The organism is Citrobacter sp. Cu233 (genome assembly GCF_030332225.1).
GTDB lineage: Bacteria > Pseudomonadota > Gammaproteobacteria > Enterobacterales > Enterobacteriaceae > Citrobacter.
In genome coordinates, this window is record NZ_JAOWIF010000033.1 from 391,625 (window position 1) to 413,295 (window position 21,671).

General features: G+C 51.2%; 17 protein-coding genes, 1 tRNA gene and 1 pseudogene. 15 read left to right on the plus strand and 4 right to left on the minus strand.

Translation table 11 applies throughout. The annotated features are described in order from the left end of the window. Positions 1 to 3: 3 nt before the first annotated feature. The 3 genes from recJ to lysS all read left to right on the plus strand — a co-directional run bounded on the left by recJ (position 4) and on the right by lysS (position 4,581). Entirely contained in the window at positions 4 to 1,737 is a 1,734-nt protein-coding gene (gene recJ / locus OGX95_RS12010) for a single-stranded-DNA-specific exonuclease RecJ (protein WP_286629565.1), read from the plus strand. 218 nt (positions 1,738 to 1,955) lie between these two features. Next, a protein-coding gene (prfB, locus tag OGX95_RS12015) for a peptide chain release factor 2 (RefSeq protein ID WP_096878465.1) occupies positions 1,956 to 3,054 on the plus strand; the annotation gives its coding sequence in 2 pieces (ribosomal slippage) (positions 1,956 to 2,030 and positions 2,032 to 3,054; 1,098 coding nt in all). Positions 3,055 to 3,063: 9 nt separating this feature from the next. Next, positions 3,064 to 4,581: a lysine--tRNA ligase gene (lysS, locus tag OGX95_RS12020; protein ID WP_115642921.1), complete on the plus strand. Its 1,518-nt coding sequence runs from the start codon at positions 3,064 to 3,066 to the stop codon at positions 4,579 to 4,581. Positions 4,582 to 4,676: 95 nt separating this feature from the next. Here lysS and idi read toward each other — a convergent pair whose 3' ends face one another. Further along, positions 4,677 to 5,225 (minus strand): isopentenyl-diphosphate Delta-isomerase, encoded by a 549-nt coding sequence (gene idi, locus OGX95_RS12025; protein WP_286629566.1) that lies wholly within the window; start codon positions 5,223 to 5,225, stop codon positions 4,677 to 4,679. A 53-nt stretch (positions 5,226 to 5,278) separates the two neighbouring features. Continuing rightward, positions 5,279 to 5,419: pseudogene (locus OGX95_RS12030) on the minus strand (DUF554 family protein); the annotation flags it as partial. Positions 5,420 to 5,584: 165 nt separating this feature from the next. Between OGX95_RS12030 and actS the strand changes: the two are divergent. The 5 genes from actS to OGX95_RS12055 all read left to right on the plus strand — a co-directional run bounded on the left by actS (position 5,585) and on the right by OGX95_RS12055 (position 11,153). Then, positions 5,585 to 6,307: an amidase activator ActS gene (gene actS, locus OGX95_RS12035; RefSeq protein WP_286629567.1), complete on the plus strand. Its 723-nt coding sequence runs from the start codon at positions 5,585 to 5,587 to the stop codon at positions 6,305 to 6,307. A gap of 80 nt (positions 6,308 to 6,387) precedes the next feature. After that, positions 6,388 to 6,461, plus strand: a tRNA-Gly gene (locus tag OGX95_RS12040). Between the two features lie 109 nt (positions 6,462 to 6,570). Beyond that, a complete protein-coding gene (locus OGX95_RS12045; protein ID WP_286629568.1) occupies positions 6,571 to 6,912 on the plus strand; it encodes an EAL domain-containing protein in 342 nt (113 codons plus the stop codon). A gap of 494 nt (positions 6,913 to 7,406) precedes the next feature. Further along, complete coding sequence (locus OGX95_RS12050; RefSeq protein WP_286629569.1) at positions 7,407 to 9,848, plus strand: autotransporter outer membrane beta-barrel domain-containing protein; 2,442 nt, start codon at positions 7,407 to 7,409, stop codon at positions 9,846 to 9,848. 411 nt (positions 9,849 to 10,259) lie between these two features. Beyond that, positions 10,260 to 11,153 carry a dihydrodipicolinate synthase family protein gene (locus tag OGX95_RS12055; RefSeq protein WP_286629570.1) on the plus strand — a complete coding sequence of 298 codons (894 nt, stop codon included), beginning with the start codon at positions 10,260 to 10,262 and terminating at the stop codon, positions 11,151 to 11,153. Positions 11,154 to 11,393: 240 nt separating this feature from the next. On the opposite strand, the gene OGX95_RS12060 is transcribed toward OGX95_RS12055, so the two are convergent. After that, positions 11,394 to 11,930 (minus strand): GNAT family N-acetyltransferase, encoded by a 537-nt coding sequence (locus OGX95_RS12060; RefSeq protein WP_286629571.1) that lies wholly within the window; start codon positions 11,928 to 11,930, stop codon positions 11,394 to 11,396. Positions 11,931 to 12,771: 841 nt separating this feature from the next. Here OGX95_RS12060 and pgaA point away from each other — a divergent pair. The 6 genes from pgaA to OGX95_RS12090 all read left to right on the plus strand — a co-directional run bounded on the left by pgaA (position 12,772) and on the right by OGX95_RS12090 (position 19,696). Next, positions 12,772 to 15,234: a poly-beta-1,6 N-acetyl-D-glucosamine export porin PgaA gene (pgaA, locus tag OGX95_RS12065; RefSeq protein WP_286629572.1), complete on the plus strand. Its 2,463-nt coding sequence runs from the start codon at positions 12,772 to 12,774 to the stop codon at positions 15,232 to 15,234. A 9-nt stretch (positions 15,235 to 15,243) separates the two neighbouring features. Next, complete coding sequence (gene pgaB / locus OGX95_RS12070; RefSeq protein ID WP_286629573.1) at positions 15,244 to 17,265, plus strand: poly-beta-1,6-N-acetyl-D-glucosamine N-deacetylase PgaB; 2,022 nt, start codon at positions 15,244 to 15,246, stop codon at positions 17,263 to 17,265. Further along, a complete protein-coding gene (gene pgaC / locus OGX95_RS12075) occupies positions 17,262 to 18,596 on the plus strand; it encodes a poly-beta-1,6-N-acetyl-D-glucosamine synthase (protein ID WP_286629574.1) in 1,335 nt (444 codons plus the stop codon). Before pgaB ends, pgaC begins: the two co-directional genes overlap by 4 nt. Continuing rightward, complete coding sequence (gene pgaD, locus OGX95_RS12080) at positions 18,593 to 19,099, plus strand: poly-beta-1,6-N-acetyl-D-glucosamine biosynthesis protein PgaD (RefSeq protein WP_286629575.1); 507 nt, start codon at positions 18,593 to 18,595, stop codon at positions 19,097 to 19,099. Before pgaC ends, pgaD begins: the two co-directional genes overlap by 4 nt. A gap of 82 nt (positions 19,100 to 19,181) precedes the next feature. Then, positions 19,182 to 19,412 carry a 4Fe-4S mono-cluster protein YjdI gene (yjdI, locus tag OGX95_RS12085; protein WP_286629576.1) on the plus strand — a complete coding sequence of 77 codons (231 nt, stop codon included), beginning with the start codon at positions 19,182 to 19,184 and terminating at the stop codon, positions 19,410 to 19,412. An 11-nt stretch (positions 19,413 to 19,423) separates the two neighbouring features. Beyond that, entirely contained in the window at positions 19,424 to 19,696 is a 273-nt protein-coding gene (locus tag OGX95_RS12090; RefSeq protein ID WP_101741591.1) for a GNAT family N-acetyltransferase, read from the plus strand. Positions 19,697 to 19,731: 35 nt separating this feature from the next. Here OGX95_RS12090 and OGX95_RS12095 read toward each other — a convergent pair whose 3' ends face one another. Next, the gene (locus tag OGX95_RS12095; protein ID WP_005123372.1) at positions 19,732 to 20,661 is read right to left on the minus strand and encodes a LysR substrate-binding domain-containing protein; all 930 of its coding nucleotides are present in this window, start codon (positions 20,659 to 20,661) and stop codon (positions 19,732 to 19,734) included. A gap of 392 nt (positions 20,662 to 21,053) precedes the next feature. Between OGX95_RS12095 and OGX95_RS12100 the strand changes: the two genes are divergently transcribed. Continuing rightward, positions 21,054 to 21,659 (plus strand): ankyrin repeat domain-containing protein, encoded by a 606-nt coding sequence (locus OGX95_RS12100; protein WP_286629577.1) that lies wholly within the window; start codon positions 21,054 to 21,056, stop codon positions 21,657 to 21,659. Positions 21,660 to 21,671 lie beyond the last annotated feature (12 nt).

Sequence of the window (21,671 nt, forward strand, 5' to 3'; positions counted from 1 at the left end):
CGCGTGAAACAACAGATACAACTCCGTCGGCGTGAGGCCGACGAGACTGCCGAACTGCCTGCGGATTTGCCTCCCTTGTTGCGTCGTTTGTACGCCAGTCGTGGCGTGCGTAGTGCGCAGGAGCTTGAACGTAGCGTGAAAGGGATGTTGCCGTGGCAGCATTTGAACGGCGTCGAAAAAGCGGTTGAGATCCTCTATAACGCCTTTCGCGAAGGAACCCGCATCATTGTGGTGGGGGATTTCGATGCCGATGGTGCGACCAGCACGGCACTGAGCATCCTGGCGATGCGTGCGTTGGGCTGTAGTAATGTTGACTACCTGGTGCCCAACCGTTTTGAAGACGGATATGGCTTAAGCCCGGAAGTCGTGGAGCAGGCGCATGCCCGGGGCGCTCAGCTGATCGTCACTGTGGACAACGGCATATCTTCTCACGCGGGTGTTGAGCATGCCAGAGCGCTGAAGATTCCGGTGGTGGTGACCGATCACCACCTACCAGGTGATACGCTGCCGGGCGCGGAAGCAATCATCAATCCTAACCTGCACGACTGTGAATTTCCGTCGAAATCGCTGGCAGGCGTGGGGGTAGCCTTCTACCTGATGTTGGCGCTGCGCACCTTCCTGCGTGACAAAGGCTGGTTTGATGAACGTGGTATTGCGCCGCCAAATCTGGCCGATTTGCTTGATCTGGTTGCTTTGGGCACAGTAGCAGACGTGGTGCCGCTGGATGCCAATAACCGTATCCTGACGTGGCAAGGTTTAAGCCGAATTCGTGCTGGAAAGTGCCGCCCTGGCATTAAGGCGCTACTGGAGATTGCCAATCGCGACCCGCTTAAACTGGCCGCCAGTGATTTAGGTTTTGCGCTTGGCCCTCGGCTGAACGCAGCAGGTCGTCTGGATGATATGTCCGTCGGCGTTGCACTGTTGCTGTGCGATAACATTGGTGAGGCGCGTATGCTGGCCAATGAACTGGATGCACTCAACCAGACGCGAAAAGAGATTGAACAGGGGATGCAGACTGAAGCCCTGACCCTGTGCGAAAAACTGGAGCGCAGTAGTGACACACTACCGGGTGGGCTGGCGATGTATCATCCCGAATGGCACCAGGGGGTAGTCGGCATTCTGGCATCGCGTATTAAAGAGCGTTTCCATCGTCCGGTAATCGCCTTTGCTCCTGCGGGGGATGGCACCTTAAAAGGTTCCGGACGTTCGATCCAGGGACTGCATATGCGTGATGTGCTGGAGCGTCTGGATACGCTTTATCCCGGCATGATCATTAAGTTTGGTGGACATGCGATGGCAGCAGGCCTGTCGCTGGAAGAAGCGCAGTTCGAGCATTTCCAGCAGCGTTTTGGCGAGCTGGTAACAGAATGGCTTGATCCCGCTTTATTACAGGGTGAGGTCGTCTCTGATGGTCCGCTGAGTGCGGCAGAGATGACCATGGAAGTCGCGCAAATGCTGCGCGATGCCGGTCCGTGGGGGCAAATGTTCCCGGAGCCGCTGTTTGATGGACATTTTCGCCTGCTCCAGCAACGTCTTGTTGGTGAGCGTCACCTGAAAGTGATGGTGGAGCCGGTTGGCGGCGGGCCGTTGCTGGACGGTATTGCGTTTAACGTCGACACCCGTTGCTGGCCGGATAACGGCGTGCGTGAGGTTCAATTGGCCTATAAGCTGGATATTAACGAATTTCGCGGCAACCGCTCGCTGCAAATTATTATCGATAATATCTGGCCACTATAGCGTCACGATACACATAATCATTCAGGCTACATCGAAGCGGCGAGTGAATGCGTCCCCGGGAGCGTACAAAGAGTACGTGATCGGAGTGAAATTCACGCAGCCAGTAAAGAGGCAGCTTGATGGATGACGTGTTTATTTTCTATAAAAAAGGGTGTGGATTGGTTACAATCCCGCTCTTATAACCGCATTTTGACTCGTTCAATAAAAGAAATCAGACCATGTTTGAAATTAATCCGGTAAATAACCGCATTCAGGACCTCACGGAACGCTCTGACGTTCTTAGGGGGTATCTTTGACTATGATGCTAAGAAAGAGCGTCTGGAAGAAGTAAACGCCGAGCTGGAACAGCCTGACGTCTGGAACGAACCCGAACGCGCACAGGCGCTGGGTAAAGAACGTTCTTCCCTTGAGGCCATTGTCGACACGCTCGACCAGATGAGCCAGGGCCTGGAAGATGTCTCCGGCCTGCTGGAACTGGCTGTAGAAGCCGACGACGAAGAAACCTTTAACGAAGCCGTAGCAGAACTTGATACGCTGGAAGATAAACTGGCACAGCTGGAATTCCGTCGCATGTTCTCCGGTGAATATGACAGTGCAGATTGCTATCTTGATATTCAGGCTGGCTCCGGCGGTACCGAAGCGCAGGATTGGGCCAGCATGCTGATGCGTATGTATCTGCGTTGGGCTGAAGCTCGCGGCTTTAAGACGGAAATTATTGAAGAGTCTGAAGGTGAAGTGGCGGGTATTAAATCCGTGACCATCAGAATCGCTGGAGAATATGCTTACGGTTGGCTGCGCACGGAAACCGGTGTACATCGTCTGGTTCGTAAGAGTCCGTTCGATTCCGGTGGCCGTCGCCATACGTCGTTTAGTTCTGCGTTTGTTTATCCGGAAGTTGACGATGATATTGATATCGATATCAACCCGGCAGACCTGCGTATCGACGTTTACCGCGCCTCGGGTGCGGGCGGTCAGCACGTTAACCGTACGGAATCTGCGGTGCGTATCACTCACATCCCGACCGGGATTGTAACGCAGTGCCAGAACGACCGTTCCCAGCACAAGAACAAAGACCAGGCCATGAAGCAGATGAAAGCGAAGCTTTATGAGCTGGAAATGCAGAAGAAGAATGCCGAGAAACAGGCGATGGAAGACACCAAGTCTGACATCGGCTGGGGTAGCCAGATTCGTTCTTATGTCCTTGATGACTCCCGCATTAAAGATCTGCGTACCGGGGTTGAAACCCGCAACACGCAGGCAGTGCTGGATGGCAGCCTGGATCAATTTATCGAAGCAAGTTTGAAAGCAGGGTTATGAGGAACCAACATGTCTGAACAACACGCACAGGGCGCTGACGCGGTAGCCGACCTTAACAATGAACTGAAAACGCGTCGTGAGAAGCTGGCTAGCCTGCGCGAGCAGGGGATCCCGTTCCCGAACGATTTCCGTCGCGATCATACCTCAGACCAACTGCACGCTGACTTCGACGCGAAAGAAAACGAAGAGCTGGAAGCGCTGAACATTGAGGTATCCGTTGCTGGCCGTATGATGACCCGTCGTATTATGGGTAAAGCATCATTCGTTACGCTGCAGGATGTTGGTGGACGCATTCAGTTGTACGTTGCGCGCGACGATCTGCCGGAAGGCGTCTACAACGAGCAGTTCAAAAAATGGGATCTGGGCGATATCCTCGGCGCGAAAGGTAAGTTGTTTAAGACCAAAACCGGCGAACTGTCTATCCATTGCACCGAGCTGCGTCTGTTGACCAAAGCCCTGCGCCCACTGCCGGATAAATTCCATGGTCTGCAGGATCAGGAAGCGCGCTACCGCCAGCGTTACCTGGATCTCATCTCTAACGATGAATCCCGCAACACCTTTAAAGTGCGTTCACAGATCATGGCGGGTATCCGTCAGTTCATGGTGGGCCGCGGCTTTATGGAAGTTGAAACCCCGATGATGCAGGTGATCCCCGGCGGTGCGGCAGCACGTCCGTTTATCACCCACCATAACGCGCTGGATCTGGACATGTACCTGCGTATTGCGCCGGAACTGTACCTCAAGCGTCTGGTGGTTGGCGGTTTCGAACGCGTATTCGAAATTAACCGCAACTTCCGTAATGAAGGCATCTCTGTTCGCCATAACCCTGAGTTCACCATGATGGAACTCTACATGGCGTATGCGGACTACAAAGATCTGATCGAACTGACCGAATCGTTGTTCCGTACCCTGGCACAGAATGTTCTTGGGACGACCGAAGTGCCCTACGGTGAAGAAGTCTTCGACTTTGGCAAACCGTTCGAAAAACTGACCATGCGCGAAGCGATTCAGAAATACCGTCCGGAAACCAATATGGCGGATCTGGACAACTTCGACTCAGCGAAAGCGATTGCTGAATCTATCGGCATCAAGGTTGAGAAGAGCTGGGGTCTGGGCCGTATCGTGACGGAGATCTTTGAAGAAGTGGCGGAAGCGCACCTGATTCAGCCGACCTTCATCACCGAATATCCAGCAGAGGTTTCTCCGCTGGCGCGTCGTAATGATGAAAACCCGGAAATCACCGATCGCTTTGAATTCTTCATTGGCGGCCGCGAAATCGGTAACGGTTTCAGCGAGCTGAACGATGCAGAAGATCAGGCGCAGCGTTTCCAGGATCAGGTTAATGCTAAAGATGCAGGCGATGACGAAGCGATGTTCTACGACGAAGACTACGTCACCGCTCTGGAACATGGTCTGCCGCCGACTGCTGGTCTGGGTATTGGTATCGACCGTATGGTTATGCTGTTCACTAACAGCCACACCATCCGCGACGTGATTCTGTTCCCGGCAATGCGTCCGGTTAAGTAAGATGTGAACTGCCGGATGGTGGCTGATGCCTTATCCGGCCTACGGGGAGACGATTCGTAGGCCGGATAAAACGCTTTTGCGTTGTCATCCGGCAATTAATGACTGTTGGAAAATGCGCGCAACAATTTTCGCGCCTTATCGTCTGAAACCTGCATTACCATCCACGGGCTGAAGGCCCACGGTGTCGCGTCAATCCCGCATAACACATCCTCAAGATTGCTCCATCGATAATCCATCACTTCCTCCGCATTCGGCTGTAGCGTGCTGATTAGCTGTGCGGCATATACCGGGCAAACTTCATTTTCCACAATTCCACTGGGATCTGCGGCGCAATAGCGAAAATCAGCGTAGACGGACGTGAGTGCGCGAATGCCAGCGCCTAACTCGAAGCGGGCGCGACGGATAATGGCGTCTTCAGTTGTTTCCCCTGATTGTGGATGACCGCACACCGAATTTGTCCAGACACCTGGCCAGGCTTTTTTGTGCAGTGAACGACGGGTAACTAACAGTTGGCCCAGGTCGTTAAAAATCCAACAGGAAAACGCGAGATGTAGAGGGGTATTGTGAGTGTGGGCGGCATACTTCTCGAGTATACCTGAAGGTATATCTTGCTCATCCAGCAAAACGACATGTTCCCCGGCCATGACAACTCCTGAAAAGAAAAAATAACCCGGCACTAACCCGCCGGGTCATGTACTCAGGCCACTAGGGTAGCCCATAAATGGGACAAAGGCATTACCAAAACAAGCCCTGGCAGCATGTTGGCGACCGGAAATAGTTTAATAGTGCAGATGCGCAATCCGGTCGCGGTCATTAGCAATCCGCCAGCGCTGGTGAAATTACCTTCCATGCCTTATTTACCCGTGCTGATGGATATTATTGCGCAGGGATATCCGTTTAATACATCAGGTTGAGCCGAAGCGATTGGGGATCGTCCGGCTGGCTGGTATGATAATTGCCTCTGGTTTGGAGGTGAACGTTCGTGTTTAGTGCAGAATGTCTGATGAGTAAACGCTTTTATATCTTGATAATGTTGGTGGGCAGCCTGATCGTTGCAGGATGTTCCAGTTCATCTGATTCCGGCTCTACGTATACCGTGAAGCGTGGCGATACGCTGTACGCGATTTCACGCTCTACCGGTACCAGCGTCAGGGATCTCGCCCGTCTCAACAACATATCTCCTCCCTATACCATCGAAGTAGGGCAAAAGCTGAAGCTTAGCGGTAGCACGAAAACCAGGCCGACTTCCGGCAAGACCACCACAAAATCTTCCACAAAAACAGCGGCAGTCAGACCGTCGTCCTCCGTACCGCAGTCATCCTGGCCGCCAGTGGGACAACGCTGTTGGCTGTGGCCTGCCAGTGGAAAAGTGATCCTGCCTTATTCAACGGCGGATGGCGGCAACAAGGGTATTGATATCTCAGCTGCGCGCGGCACACCGGTTTATGCGGCGGGAGCAGGGAAGGTAGTTTATGTCGGCAACCAGTTGCGGGGCTATGGCAACCTCATCATGATTAAGCACAGTGAGGATTACATTACCGCTTATGCGCATAATGATACGCTACTGGTGAACAACGGGCAGAGCGTGAAGGCCGGGCAGAAAATTGCCACCATGGGTAGCACTGATGCGGCATCTGTACGCCTGCATTTCCAGATTCGCTATCGCGCAACGGCGATTGATCCGCTGCGTTATTTACCGCCGCAGGGGAGTAAACCTAAGTGCTAAAAGGCTATTTTATCAGCAGTTAGCATCGTTTGGGCTTGTCAGAGGGTGCGTAAAGTCTATAATGGCCCACGCACCTCTTCGCGGGCGTAGTTCAATGGTAGAACGAGAGCTTCCCAAGCTCTATACGAGGGTTCGATTCCCTTCGCCCGCTCCAGCCTCCTGACAAATCAACAAATTATGATTTATCAGTCAGCTACGTTGCCCCCACTTTAGCAGGTACAACTTACACTCCCCATTGTTCTACGCCCGCATCTGTCGCGTGATTGGTTTGTGGTACAAGGGAACATATCATCACGCTGGCGGTGGAAATCACCGAACGTGAACAACTGGCACTGACCCCGGAAACAGAAAAACGATTAGCCTGGCTGCGACGTGCCGGTGCCGCTGTTGCACTGGATGATTTCGGCACCGGGTATTCCAATCTGGCCTGGGTTAGCTCGCTAAAGCCTGACTACCTCAAGATAGATAAACTGTTTGTCAGTCACATGCAGACCGGGCATACAGAGCTGCTGGACTGTGTGACTGGGTTGGCCGCTAAGCTGGGTATCAACACCATTGCTGAAGGCGTCGAAACACCAGAGCAGATCGCTTACCATGTCCCATGAGTGGCTGTACCTAAACATCACATCGACTAGCGCTCGCTAGTCGTTCTCTTTCTTATGTTCATTCTTATAGGGCATTAAGATTTACTCCGCGACAACTTGATTTAGCCATTCCTGCTTTTAGTAAAGCATTTCATCAAAATCATCTTTAAATCAATACAATACTTTGAAATACAACACAAAAAACAACTTGAATTCGAATTTTTAATAGGATGAAAATAGGATAAATCTTGATAATTAAGGCTATTTATACTGCTAATTTGTATGATATATTACATCGTATTATCAATGTGGCGAAGGGTTGTTTATAAATAATTATTTTACTTATACGGGATGTAAGCATATTTCGAAAGAAAAATACCTTATTAATTTGTGTTGGAAAACATACTAGTGCATTTATTCTGCATGTTTCCCATTAATATAAATCACTTCCTTTTAAATTATTGCTTCCGCTTAATGAAATGGCTTTCATATATATCAACACAAAAGAGCAACTAATGAAAACAAAAAAGAAAATATTATATCTCGCTATTCTGTCCATTATTTTTACTGTAACACCTTCATTGGCTATGGCTGAAACATTCTGTGGTGACAGAGGCGATGTCGTTTACGGCGGAGGCAATACACTGACCGGAGAACTCACCGCAGACCAGTGTTATGAAGTTGGTGCATCGGTTATCGGTGCTCCCACCGACTATATCGGCATTGCCAAAAATATGACACTGCTGAGCGGCAGTAAACTCAATGTACTCGGCCTGTTTGAAGATTCCCAGGTTCAGGGCGGTGCTGAGGTCTGGATTGGTAAAACAACGCATATTTCTTCGAACGGATATAACGCCAGTAACCCGGCCACCGGCAGTCGCATTGATATTCAGAGCGGCGGATTAATCCGTGTTCTGGATGGTGGTATATTAAAAGATTCTGTACTCAATGGCGGAACCGTCTATGTCAGTAATACCGGTGAAGCAGATGACCCAGGTCAGTCTGAAAATAATATCGTCAACAGCGGCGGGAAATTATTTATTTACCTGGGCGGGGAATCGACCGGTACACAAGTCAATGACGGTGGCTATGAATATGTTCAGCAGGACGGGAAATCCCTGAATACGGTCGTGAATAACGGCGGATTACAACAATTAGACGACAAAGGTTTTGCGGATAACACTCTCGTGAATGCTGGAGCACGGCAATATGTGGTTGATGATTCCAAAGCCACCAATACAATCGTTGACGGTGGCCAGCAATACATTTTCAGTCAGGATGCAGCAGCCACTGCAGGTATTGCGGAATTCAACCAGATAAAAAATGGCGGCGCCCAGATAATCAGTGGCGGCGGACAAGCCATTAATAACGAATTGTATGACACCTCAATGCAAAGTATTTACAGCGGCTCCTCCGCCACTGACACCACACTGAATGATAGTGCCAAAAGTCGGCTGGCGGCAGGGGCTCAGCTCCTCGGCGTAACCACGGTTAATCAGCAGTCTCAGGTGCAACTCACCGCCGGTTCGGAAGATAGACTGGCTGCAGATGCCGGAGCTTACGCTGAAAATGTTATCTTATCCGGCCCGGACAGCTCCCTGCAGGTGATCACCGGTGATGCCGGGAATGCTGTATTTGCCGGCTCGCTCAGCGGCCAGGGGCAGGTGTGGTTTGTCGCACCGGTCAACGCCGGATACAGCCATCTGACCATTGATAATCTCTCCGGCAGCCAGACATTCCATATGAATACGGCGATTGCGGAACAACAGGGTGATTACCTTACCATCCATAACGGCAGTGGTGACCATGCACTAAATATACAGGATTCCGGGGCTGAAATTACCCGTCCGGATGAATCACGCCTTGACCTGATCACAGACGAGAGCAGCAATGCACAGTTTCACCTGAATGCTCTCGACGGCACCAATATCAATGCAGTAGACGGCGGGACCTATATGTACTCGCTCTATCAGCGTGATGAGCAGGACGGTAAAATCTGGTATCTGGCCGCTCAGAAAGATGAACCGACCGTACCTGACGATAAAACCACACCATCCACCGATGCGGTGTTATCTATGGCGGCCGCGCCGCAGCTGATTTTTAATCAAGAACTCGACAACCTCCGGTTCCGCCGCGGTGAATTACGGGATAATCAGGGCGATGAGGGTGTCTGGATACGTCTGACCGGTGACAGAACCCGTGCAGGTACCGGACACACACACTTTCAACTGAACCAGGCCGGTTTTGAGCTGGGTGCGGATAAATCCGTTCCGCTGGAAAACGGAAAATTGTGGCTCGGCGTCTTTACCGGCTATAACGACGTCAAACTGGATCATCAGCGCGGCGGCGAAAGCAGCATCGACAGTGTTACTGCCGGTGGTTACGCCACCTGGCTTTCGGACAACGGCTGGTATCTCGATGGTGTGCTGAAATATAACCATTTCAACAATGAGTTACGTGCAGTTTCCACTAACAGCAGCAGCATCCGCGGCGATTATTCACAGAATGCTTACGGGGGATCCGCTGAAGCCGGTTACTCGTTTGACCTGCCGAAAGCCTTCTGGACAGAACCGTATGCCCGCCTAAGCTATATGCGTGCCGACGGTAAATCTGTTCACCTGAATAATAATATGCAGGCAAAACTGGATGTACAGCAATCCCTGCAATCAGAGCTCGGCCTGCATGTGGGAAAAGATTTCGCTCTGAACAATCAGGTGAGCATCACCCCTTATGCGACACTGGCCTGGCAGCATGAATTTATCAGCAATAATGATGTGACGATTAACCAGCGCAATACCTTTGATACGGATTTCTCCGGCGACAGCCTGAAAGCTGGTGGTGGGTTAACCGTCCGTTTCACGCAGCAGATTCAGGCGTATGCGGAAATCGATTACCGCAAAGGCGACAAAACAGAATCACCGCTGCACGGCAATATCGGTGTGCGCTATAACTTTTAATTCCTCGTTATAATTCAGTTACGGCGGCCGAAAGGCCGCTTTTTTACAGGCATAAAATCGTAAGGAGCTGCAAAAAAAACAGGGATGGTATCGATGGCAAGGAAAAACTTCTTGGGTACAACTTGGGGTTTGTTTGGATTTCGGAAAATGTGTACGTCACCCATCGATGAAATTGCGTCACGTTGTGGATCTCTTTCTGGCTCAATATTTATCGCCAGATTCCGGCAATATTATGGCTGTGTGTCGAAGAATGTTCGTTAACTGATTGAATAGAATGGGGTTAATAATTCAGGCCCAATTGGCTAAAAAAATGGTGGCCAGTCTTTCTGACTGGCTTTTAAGGAAGCACACAGATCCTCTTTCGGGCTTGTCGATACAAATCTGTCGTTCTCTTTTCAATAAGGAAACATCATGTTTACAGGTATGAGTGCCTTTCCGCTGACCCCCCTCATCAACGGGAAAATCGATACGACCGGATTCATCTCTTTGATTCAGAATCTGGCTGAGGCCGGAGTGGACTCCATCGGTGCTCTGGGCTCTACCGGCAGCTATGCCTATCTGACGCGGGAACAACGATACTGCGCGACAAAACTGGCAGTCAGTGCGGCAGCCGGTATACCGGTGATAACCAGTATTGGTGCTGTTCGGACAGACGAGGTACTGAAACTGGCGGAAGATGCGCAGAAGGCTGGAGTCAGTGGTGTGTTACTGGCCCCCGTTTCCTACCAGCCGCTCACGGCACAGGAGGTCTACCAGTTATATGAACGGGTCACGGCAGAGTTATCCGTGCCACTTTGCATTTATGACAATGCAGCCACCACGAAATTCGAATTCAGCGATGAACTACTGGTCTCGTTGTCTCACTTGCCTAACATCGGCTCAATCAAACTCGGGGAATTCCCGGCCGAACAGGATATGGCAAAACGGCGGGTTGAAACGCTGAAAAATCAGATACCGCAGGAGGTATCGCTGGGGATCAGTGGCGATGCTCAGGCGGCCGCAGGTCTGCTGGCGGGTTGTGAGATCTGGTATTCGGTGCTGGGGGGGTTATTCCCTCAGTATGCACTGAATCTGACCCAGGTGGCATTGTCCGGGGATGTCACTAAAACCAGGCAACTGAACAGTGCCGTTGAGCCATTATGGGTGTTTTATCGACGTCACGGGAGCCTGCGGGTTATTGCAAGCGTCGCAGAGATCCAGGGAACGGTTCAGTCCCCCTGCCTGCCGTTCCCGCTTCAGACTCTCAACGGAAGCGAAATGCGGGCACTGGAAGCGACACTAAAACAACTCTCTTTCCTCGAGTGACCTTAAAGCCTGTTTGGTACAGGAAGACCGGGTACCAAACAGGAGTAGAAAACAGCCCTGCAGGATGCACAGAATGCGGAGCAAGCCCAGCTAAAACCATGTGCGAAGAGCTGCAGAAACGACTGGATCTGGCTTCTGCTGAGGTTAATGTACGTACAGAAGAACTGAAGTCAGAACGCGATATAAAGCAGGCAAATGGCTGAAATAAGTATTAAGGGGGTCTGCCCCCTCCGTTTCCCCTCAGAGTATATCGCCAGCATCGGGCGGCAGTGTGCTGTTACCTTCACCCAGATGACGTTGCAGCAATACGGTATCGAGCCAGCGACCATGCTTGAAGCCAATATTCTTTAGCGTGCCGACCTCCGTAAACCCGACCTGCTGGTGGACTTTCAGCGATCCCTGATTATTGCTGTCGCCGACGATGGCAATCATCTGTCGGTAGCCGTGTGTTTCTGCCCATGTAATGACATGGTGTAGTAGCGCTTTGCCCACGCCCTGACGTTGTGCTGTTGGATCAATATAAATCGAATCTTCGAGCGTATAACGGTAGGCATAGCGTTCACGGTAGCGGGTGAGATAACAGTAACCGATGACTTTTTCGTCCTGCAGGGCCACAACCCACGGCAACCCCAGCTCGCGGATCTTAGTCAGGCGAACACGCATCTCTCGGGTATCTGGCGGGTCGGTCTCAAAGCTGGCAGTTCCGTGAAGAACATGATGTGCGTAGATAGTATGGATAGCGGGGATGTGCTTTTCTTCTGCGTTAACGATTTTCATTGACCAGTTCCCGTTGGCGTCTTTTGCGAGATTACCTGAAAGAATGCGGAAAGGGTAAGCGCAAAAGCTTATGGCTCAATGGACATCATTCAATAGCATTAGACTTGTATTTTGTAAGGGTAAAAATTGATTGTCGTTGATATCGTCAATAATTTAACAAATAGATAAGTACAGTTTTGCGGAATGATAAATACACCTGGGCGTAGTGGAATTAACAATTACCTGAGATGATTTATTGGGGTATTCCACAATGCCATTTTTGGTAGGTGATTAACTTGCCGTTCATAAAACCCTTTAATTTCATCTTGTTATATTTTTATCTAATTCTTTTTTCCTGGATTTATGTCGCCCATTTAACCCTGAAACTTAGCCGTTTAAAATTAACTGATGTTATTTATAGTGTTATCAGTTACTGTTAATTATCAGGTTTTCCCTGCCAATTCTCAAAATGCTTATCAGGCAAACAGTTACCTGGCGTTTCTATATTTGCTGATAATAGTTATCATCGTTACGTGGTTTCGTCACGGAAATTTAATCTAAATCCAGTATTCGATCCCAAGAGTATTAGGATAATTTGGTTTAAAATACTTTTTTTGCCTAAGAGTTTTCTTATAACATAGCAAGACCCCACACTGAGTGATAAAATTCCTGAGCTTTCGCCAGCCTCTCAACGACGAGTGGAAGAGTCATAGGGAGTCAATAAGACGAAAGAATTAAATGATTTTTAGCCATATTACGAAATAAGCGGCAGTGCACTTTACATGGTCGGCAACCGTCAGGGAATGACTATAACTTATTGAAAACGCTTATTTTTACTATGATGTAAGATATAAGGGCAGATATGTTCAGTATGCGTCGACATGCCAACTTTATTAAACGCTTTAAGTCAGTAACCTGTTTATTTACGGCAAGCGTTCTTTTCCCATTGCAAGCCTCTGCAGCAGTATCAGATTATGATGCGTTGGTTATTGAAGCGCGAGGTGGTAATAGCACACCGTTATTGCGCTACCTTGAGGAGCAGGGAAAGAAAAGTGCGTTAACGCCCAATCAGGTGGCTGACTGGCTGCAAGTATCCAGTTGGGTTGATAACAACGATAAAGCAACCATTGATATCTGGCAGAGGTATCGTGGGCAGATGGATGTGCCTGCACGTGGTAAAGTGGCCGCTGCGCGTGCGTATCGCAATCAGAAGAGCTGGAATGAATCATTAGCGCTCTGGGAGAGCGTTGTACAGGAAGAGCCTGAGAACGCCGATGTACGTACTGGCTGGATCATGACGCTGGCGGATGCACGTTACAATCAACAGGCCCTGACTGAAGCGAACAAATGGGCACGTGCGCATCCAGGGGCTGACTCTGATGCACTGCTTGCCTATGTGTATCATTCACAGGGGAAAAACTGGGATGCGTTATTTGTCGCCAGCCAGGCGGGCGAGGTCGATCCGGGTAACAGAAATGCACAATCCACGCTGTTGTCAGCGCTGTCAGCCAACCGTGTAGCTGAACCGGCGTTGGGACTGACGGAAGTGGTTCCGACATCTGACCCCGTTAAGCGGCGTCTGGAGCTTGATGCTGCAGCCGAAAAGGTGCGCGCTTCTTATACCTCTGCACGAAATGAAGATGAGCGTTTTATCGTGGCGGATAAAGCGCTTGCCCGCTATGACCAGTTGCTGGCAGCCTGGAAAGATGATCCCGCAGCCCAGGGGGATGTGCGCCGGGCGAGAATTGACCGCATGGGCGCCCTGCTGGTGCGTAAGCGTACTGCCGATGTGATTCAGGAATACGAATCTCTCTCCGCGGACGGTGAAGTGCCCAACTATGCCAAACGTTGGGTGGCTTCGGCGTGGCTCAGCGAACGTCAGCCGGAAAAGACGGAAGCAATGCTGACGAGCATCTATTACCCGAATGGACCTATCCCTGTGACGCCGCTCAGTCCTGAAGATCAACAGGATCTGTTCTATGCGCATATTGATAATGAAAACTTTGATGCCGCTAAAAAACAAGTCGATGACGTGATCAAAGAGAGCCCGTATCTGCGTCGGATCTATGGCTCGCCAACGCCACAGCCTAACGATAACTGGCTGCTCGGGCAGACGCTGCTGACGCAATATCATCTTGCTGCCAATGAACTGCCAGAGGCAGAAAAACTCTCAGAACATCTGGCACGAACGGGTTCAGGTAACCAGGGGCTGCGCATAACCTATGCCTCCGTTTTGGAAGCCCGTGGATTGCCACATGCGGCGGAAAAGGAGCTAAAGCTTGCGGAAGTGATCGAGCCCAGCAACCTTGAGCTGGAGCGTCAGCAGGCCTATGTGGCGCTGGATCTTCAGGAGTGGAAACAGGCCGACGAGCTGACCGATGATGTCATCGCCCGTAGCCCGGATGACGAAGCGACGCTGCGCCTGGCGCGGATCCGTGATGTGCACAAAATGTCGGAAGTGCGTATCAGCGGTACGCAGGGGATTTCCTCCGATAGTCCGGTCAGCGGTAAGAATGACTTCAACATCAATACTGCGATTTACAGTCCGCCGATTAATGACAATTGGCGGCTGTTTACCGGTTTCAACTTTGCCACCGGCGAGTTTGAAGAAGGAAAAGGCATTAGCCGCGATCTGGCGGCTGGTGCTGAATGGACTTCACGTGATTACTGGGCCGAAATGGAACTGTCTGGCCGTAATTATGGCGACGGGCAGAAAATGGGGGGCCGTCTTTCAGCCTGGCATGACTTCAATGATAACTGGCGTGTCGGTGGGTCAGCAGAGCGTCTTTCCCGCAATACACCACTGCGTGCGCTGCGTAGCGGCGTATATGCAAACGGCGGCGATATGTATGTTCGCTGGTACCAAAACGAACGGCGAGAGTATCAATTATCGTTTGCAGCCTCACATTTCTCGGATGGTAACGATCGTATCGAATACGGGCTTAGCGGAAAAGAGCGTATGTGGACAACACCGCGTTTCACGCTGGACTTTACCCCGGGTATCGGCGGTAGCACCAACACCAAAGAGAATGTGCCGTATTACAACCCCAAAAGTGATTTCTCCGTGGTACCCGGCTTGACCGCGGAGCAGGTTCTTTACCGACACTATGACACCGTGTGGACACAGCAGGGAGTGGCTGGCGTGGGCGGCTACTGGCAACAAGGTGAAGACGTGGGGGCCATCGTCCAGTTGGGTTACGGTCAACGGCTTAAATGGAACAACGTCGTAGATGGCGGGGTGATGCTGGTGTGGGATAAACGCCCCTACGACGGTAAACGTGAGCGGAATATCTCCCTCGCTTTCGATTTGAATGTCAGGTTTTAAGGATTGTTCATGCTGAAAAGATGCCTATGGCTTAGCGCACTCATCGCAGGCTGGTTGATGATTACCGCGTGCAGCAGTGCGCACAATACGACGCCTCGGTATGTTCCTCCTGATGAGAGAACGCCGCTGACGGCCGATCACCCGTGGCCGAAAAATAGTTTTCTGGTTCTGGGTTATCACGATGTAGAGGATGGCGCAGCCGATCAGCGCTACCTCTCTGTGCGTACCAGCGCGCTGAGCGATCAAATAGCCTGGCTCCGTGATAATGGCTATAACCCGATTAGCGTTCAGCAAATTCTGGATGCTCATGACGGTAAAATCGTGTTGCCGGAAAAAGCGGTTCTGCTCACCTTTGATGATGGGTATAGCAGTTTCTATACCCGCGTCTGGCCGCTGCTGAAAGCCTACAACTGGCCAGCCCTTTGGGCACCTGTTGGAAGCTGGGTGGATGCCCCTGCGGATAAAAAAGTCGATTTTGGTGGCCTGATGACGGCGCGCGACAAATTCGCCACCTGGAAGATGGTCGAGGAAATGGGCAAATCGCCGTTGGTGGAAATCGGCGCGCATACCTGGAATTCGCACTTCGGTGCAGAGGCGAACCCGCAGGGAAGTAAAGAACCTGTTGTGGCAAACCGTCTTTACGATAAGAAAACAGGTACTTACGAAACGGACGAGCAATACTATCGCCGTATTAATACCGATATCTCTTTGATCACCAATAAAATTAAAGCGGTAACGGGGAAATCACCGCGCGCATGGGTCTGGCCATACGGCGCCGCGAATGGCACGACCTTAAACCTGGCCAAAGAGCAGGGTTATAAGATGGCGTTTACGCTCAATGAAGGGCTGGCGAATGCGGCATTCCTGGATGATATCCCGCGTGTGCTGATCTCTGATAACCCCTCTCTTAAGCGTTTTGCCAGCCAGGTTGCTCAGGTGCGTGAACCGCAGACGATGCGCGTGATGCATGTCGACCTGGATTACGTCTATGACAAAGATCCCGCCCAGCAGAAGAGAAACATCGATAAGCTGATCCAGCGTGTTTATGACATGCGTATCTCTCATGTCTTCCTGCAGGCATATGCCGATCCGCAGGGCGACGGGAATATTCGTGAGGTCTATTTCCCTAACCGCTGGCTGCCGATGCGCGCCGATCTGTTTAACTATATTTCCTGGCAGTTACAAACCCGGGCAGGGGTTACTGTGTACGCCTGGATGCCGGTGCTGGCTTTCGATCTGGATACCTCAATTCCGCGTGTAACGGCATGGGATCCGAAAACCGGACGTACGGCTATCGATCGTGAACAGTATGTGCGTCTTTCTCCGTGGAGCAGCGAAGCGCGTAAACGCATTACCGAGATCTATGAAGACCTGGCGAAGCACGCCAGCTTCAAAGGCATCTTGTTCCATGATGATGCCTTCCTGACGGATTTTGAAGATGCGTCGCCGGAGGCGTTAGCCGCCTACCGTGCCGCAGGACTTCCGGGAAGCATCGAGCAAATCCGTAATAACCCTCAGGCGTTTGAGCGCTGGACTCGCCTGAAAAGTAAGATGCTGATCGACTTCACTAAGCAGTTGACGCAATCGGTACGCAATATTCGCGGTCCGCAGGTGCAAACCGCCCGTAATATCTATGCTATGCCGGTACTGGAACCTGAAAGTGAAGCCTGGTTTGCGCAAAACCTGAATGACTTCCTGAATACCTATGACTGGACAGCGCCCATGGCGATGCCATTCATGGAAAAAATTCCGGCTAATGATGCTAACGCCTGGCTCGACCGACTGGTGAATGCTGTTGCACAGACTCCCGGTGCGCTGGATAAAACCGTGTTTGAACTGCAGGCACGCGACTGGCGTAAATCCGGGGAACAGGCCGAAATCAGTGGTAAACAACTCGCCGAATGGATGCGTCAGCTTAAGTTAAGCGGCGCAGGCAACTACGGCTATTACCCGGATGATTTCATCAGCGATAAACCTGAGATGTCAGAGATTCGTTCGACGTTCTCCTCATACTGGTACCCGCAAAAATGACCGATCGCATAATTGCTTTCCTGATACTTTGCCTGATGTTCAGCCTGCCGTTTGGCGTGGCTGTCGTCTTCACGGGTGAAGTGATGTTGAACTTTGTCTTCTTCTGGCCCTTGTTCATGTCTGCATTGTGGATAAGCGGCGGGGTCTATTTCTGGTTTTACCGTGAGCGTCACTGGAAATGGGGAGATGAAACGCCGCCGCCTACTTTGGAGGGAAATCCGCTGGTCTCGATTTTGATCCCGTGTTTTAACGAAGGGATCAACGCACGCGAGACGATCGAGGCCGCACTCGCTCAGCGATATAAGAATATTGAAGTTATTGCCATCAATGATGGTTCGACAGATGACACGCACGATGTTCTGGAACAGCTGGCAACAGAGTACCCAGGCCTGCGAGTGATCCACTTAGCGGAAAACCAGGGGAAAGCCCTGGCTCTTAAGACCGGTGCAGCGGCAGCGCGCAGTGATTACCTGGTCTGCATCGATGGTGATGCGTTACTGGATCGTGATGCTGTCGCCTATATTGTGGCCCCGTTGATCCAATTCCCGCGCGTTGGTGCGGTGACCGGTAACCCGCGTATTCGTACCCGCTCGACGTTAATTGGCCGCGTACAGGTCGGCGAGTTCTCGTCGATTATCGGCTTAATTAAGCGTACCCAGCGAGTTTTCGGACAGATATTTACTGTTTCAGGTGTCGTTGCCGCGTTTCGTCGCCGGGCGTTGGCTGAAGTGGGTTACTGGAGCCCGGACATGATCACCGAAGATATCGACATCAGTTGGAAGCTGCAATTGCGCCACTGGTCGGTATTCTTTGAGCCGCGCGCGCTGTGCTGGATCCTGATGCCTGAAACATTGAAAGGTCTGTGGAAGCAGCGCCTGCGCTGGGCACAAGGTGGGGCGGAGGTGTTTATCGTTAACATGCGCCGCCTGTGGTCGTGGGAATTCCGCCGTATGTGGCCACTGTTCCTTGAGTTCTGTTTCTCTACCGCCTGGGCATTTGCTTATGCGGTTAGTATCGTGCTGTTCCTGTTAGGGCTGCTATTCCCGATGCCAGACACGCTGTATGTCCAGCATCTGTTCCCGCCAGCCTTCACTGGACTTATTCTCGGCGTGGTCTGCCTGCTGCAGTTCGCGGTGAGCCTGATGATTGAACGGCGCTATGAAAAAGGGATTGGGGCCTCATTGTTCTGGATTATCTGGTTCCCGGTGGTGTACTGGATGCTGAGTCTGTTCACCACGCTGGTGGCGTTCCCCAAAGTGATGCTCAAACGCAAACGCGGCAGGGCGCGCTGGGTCAGTCCCGACCGTGGTATCGGGAGGATTGAATCATGAACCAGCCGCTGATTTTTACCGAACGACGGCTGCTGCCGCGGTTGATCGACGTCGTGTTGACGCTTATTGCCTGGATTGGGTTCTTATACCTGATTTATAAAGGGTTGATCGTCGCACTGGCGCATTCGCCGTATATGGGGGTTCGCCCGTTTTTCACGACTCTGGATACGGTGACGTTTTACATCCTTATCGCCCTGGTCAATGGTCTGGTGCTCATTGGATGGGCTAAGTACAACCAGTTTCGTTTCCGGGTGGAGCGACGCAGCCGCAGGCCGGGTCTGGAAGAGCATGAGCTGGCCGAAAGTTTACGCATTACCCGCGAGTTGGTTACAGAACTGAACAAAGCGAGGGTGCTGACGGTTCACCATCATGAGAATGGCGAGATCAGCCATATCGATGTGGACAGAGATATTGCCGATAATCGCCTGCCGCCGCCAACACCGGCGATGCTGGAGTATTTGCCGATGGAGCCGCAGCCGTCGTTGCACAAAAGGGCCGAGTGATATTTCTGCTTTCAGCCGCTTCTTTCAGCCTCGCATGGGTCTATGATTAGACCCAGACAATAAAAAAATGCGAGGCAATGTCATGGATAAGGAACTACTGGATGCAGGTTACCGGGCCTATACCGGCGAGAAGATCGATGTCTATTTCAACACGGGGATGTGCCGACATTCGGGCAATTGCGTTCGGGGAAGCGCAAAACTTTTCAACCTGAAGCGTAAACCGTGGATCATCCCGGATGAAGTCGATGTTGCGACGGTTATCAGGGTTATTGATACCTGTCCGAGTGGTGCACTGAAATATCGCCAGAAATAAGTGAGGGAACCATGGAAATTCTTGCAGGCCATAACAAGTTTTATGTTAACGATGCTGAAGGCAAGCAGGTCGCCGAGATCGTTTTTGTGCCGACGGGCGAGCATCTGAGCATCATTGAGCATACCGATGTTGACCCCAGTCTGAAAGGTCAGGGCGTGGGTAAGCTGCTGGTGGCGAAGGTGGTGGAGAAAATGCGCGCCGAAAACCGCAAAGTGATCCCGCTGTGTCCGTTTGCCAAACATGAGTTTGATAAAACGCGCGAGTACGACGATATTCGCGCCTGAAGACGGATTTCCGCCGGATAGTCTTATCCGGCACATCACTGCCGATGCAGCAGATCCTGATAAATCCCCGTCAGTACCCCTTGTGGGCCAAACTCTTTTTTTATCCACTGCGTTACGCGACCGGTTGCCGCGTGCTGGGTTGCCAACAGCATGCGTGAATCCTGACGAGGGTTATGGATCTGTCGCGTGACCAGCAGCGACTTTTCCATCGCTTCGCGTACCATATAGTCTGGTAAAAAACCGATGCCTTCACCCAGAATCTGGCACTGACACTTGGTATTAAAATCAGGAACCAGAATCGACTCCTGCCCGTGCAGCAACCAGCCGACCTTCTTGTTGATGGTGTGCGCGGTGTCTTCCACCATGATATTCGGGTACAGCCGCAGCTGACTCTCTGAGATCGGCTCGGGCATAAAGGCCAGCGGGTGATCCGGGGCGATAGCGAACGACCAGCGGATCGCACCGATTTCGGTGTAATCAATCCCGCCGCCGTCCAGCAGGGTATCGGGCGCGCCAATAGCGATATTGGCCAGGTTATTGATGATGGAGTCCCAGACGCCGTTATAGACCTCGGTGGTCACGGTTATCTGGCAGGTCGGAAACTGCTTTTTGAGCACCTGTAACAGCCGTGCAGTGTGCTGTGGGGTATACAACAGCTGGTTAATGCAAATGCGGACCCTGGCTTCAATACCCTGGGCGATGGTATCGATGCTGCGCTTGATGGCGTGGAAGTCATTCAACAGGTCGGTTGCTTTGCGAAAGAAGTAGCGACCGGACTCGGTGAGCTCAATACTGCGGGTACTGCGGGTAAACAGCACCACATCAAGTCCCATCTCCATGCGTTTGATGGTGTAGCTAATGGCCGACGTTGTTAAGCCAAGCTCCTCAGCGGCCTTGCTGAAACTGCTATAGCGCGCTGCCATCGTAAAGGCCAGCAGGTTTTCCTCGGTAAAAATTGAATTCATCCGTTCTCCCCTCAGGCCATGCTGCGATGTTCACGATACGATGATTGTTGAATGTATTTGTAATCCTTATCGAGAGCAATCAGTTTTGAACAGAATTTAACACTAGAGTTACATTTGATTTGAAGGCAATCACACTTCTGTATTTTAGTTGCGGCCCGCTATCCGTGCTGCATACCGCCTGATTTCCTCAGACTCTGATTCACCGCTAAAACGGCTTCAGTCATAAGGGAAAGATTGCACTACAGCACGTTTTACTCTCATTGTTAAATTTGATTCAACAATCGACACACTTACGATGAATGAAATTTAAGCGGATGTTATTCTCTAAACTCTGTTGCTATTCTCAGGTTATCGGAAATATGAAGAGTCTAAAAAACTGCAGGAGAGTGATTATGTCAGAGAAAGAACTTATTACTGAATTTCTGCTGGCGGCAGAACAGGGTAACGCCGAAGGTTTAAAATCCTGTCTGGAAAAAAATGTGGATATTAATGCCACCAACCGTCAGGGCCGTACTGCCATTATTATTGCCAGCCTGAATAAACATTATGACTGCGTTTCTTTATTGATTGCTGCCGGTGCTGATATTAATAAACAAGATCAAACCTGCTTTAATCCATTCCTGATTAGCTGTCTGACCAATGATTTAACGCTGCTGCGTTTGGTATTACCGGCTAACCCCGATCTTGAGCGCCTGAGCCGTTTTGGCGGGGTCGGCATTACGCCTGCCAGTGAGAAAGGTCATGTTGAGATCGTGCGTGAGCTGCTACTGCGTACCGAAATCAACGTCAACCACACCAATTTCGTTGGCTGGACGCCGCTGCTGGAAGCTATCGTACTTAATGACGGTGGCGCGAAGCAGCAGGAGATTGTCACGCTGCTGCTCGACCATGGCGCGAACCCGCACATGACGGATAAATACGGTAAAACCCCGTTAGAGCTGGCGAGGGAAAAGGGGTATCACGAAATTGCCGAGCTGCTGATTGCCGCCGGAGCCTGACGGAGGAGCGCC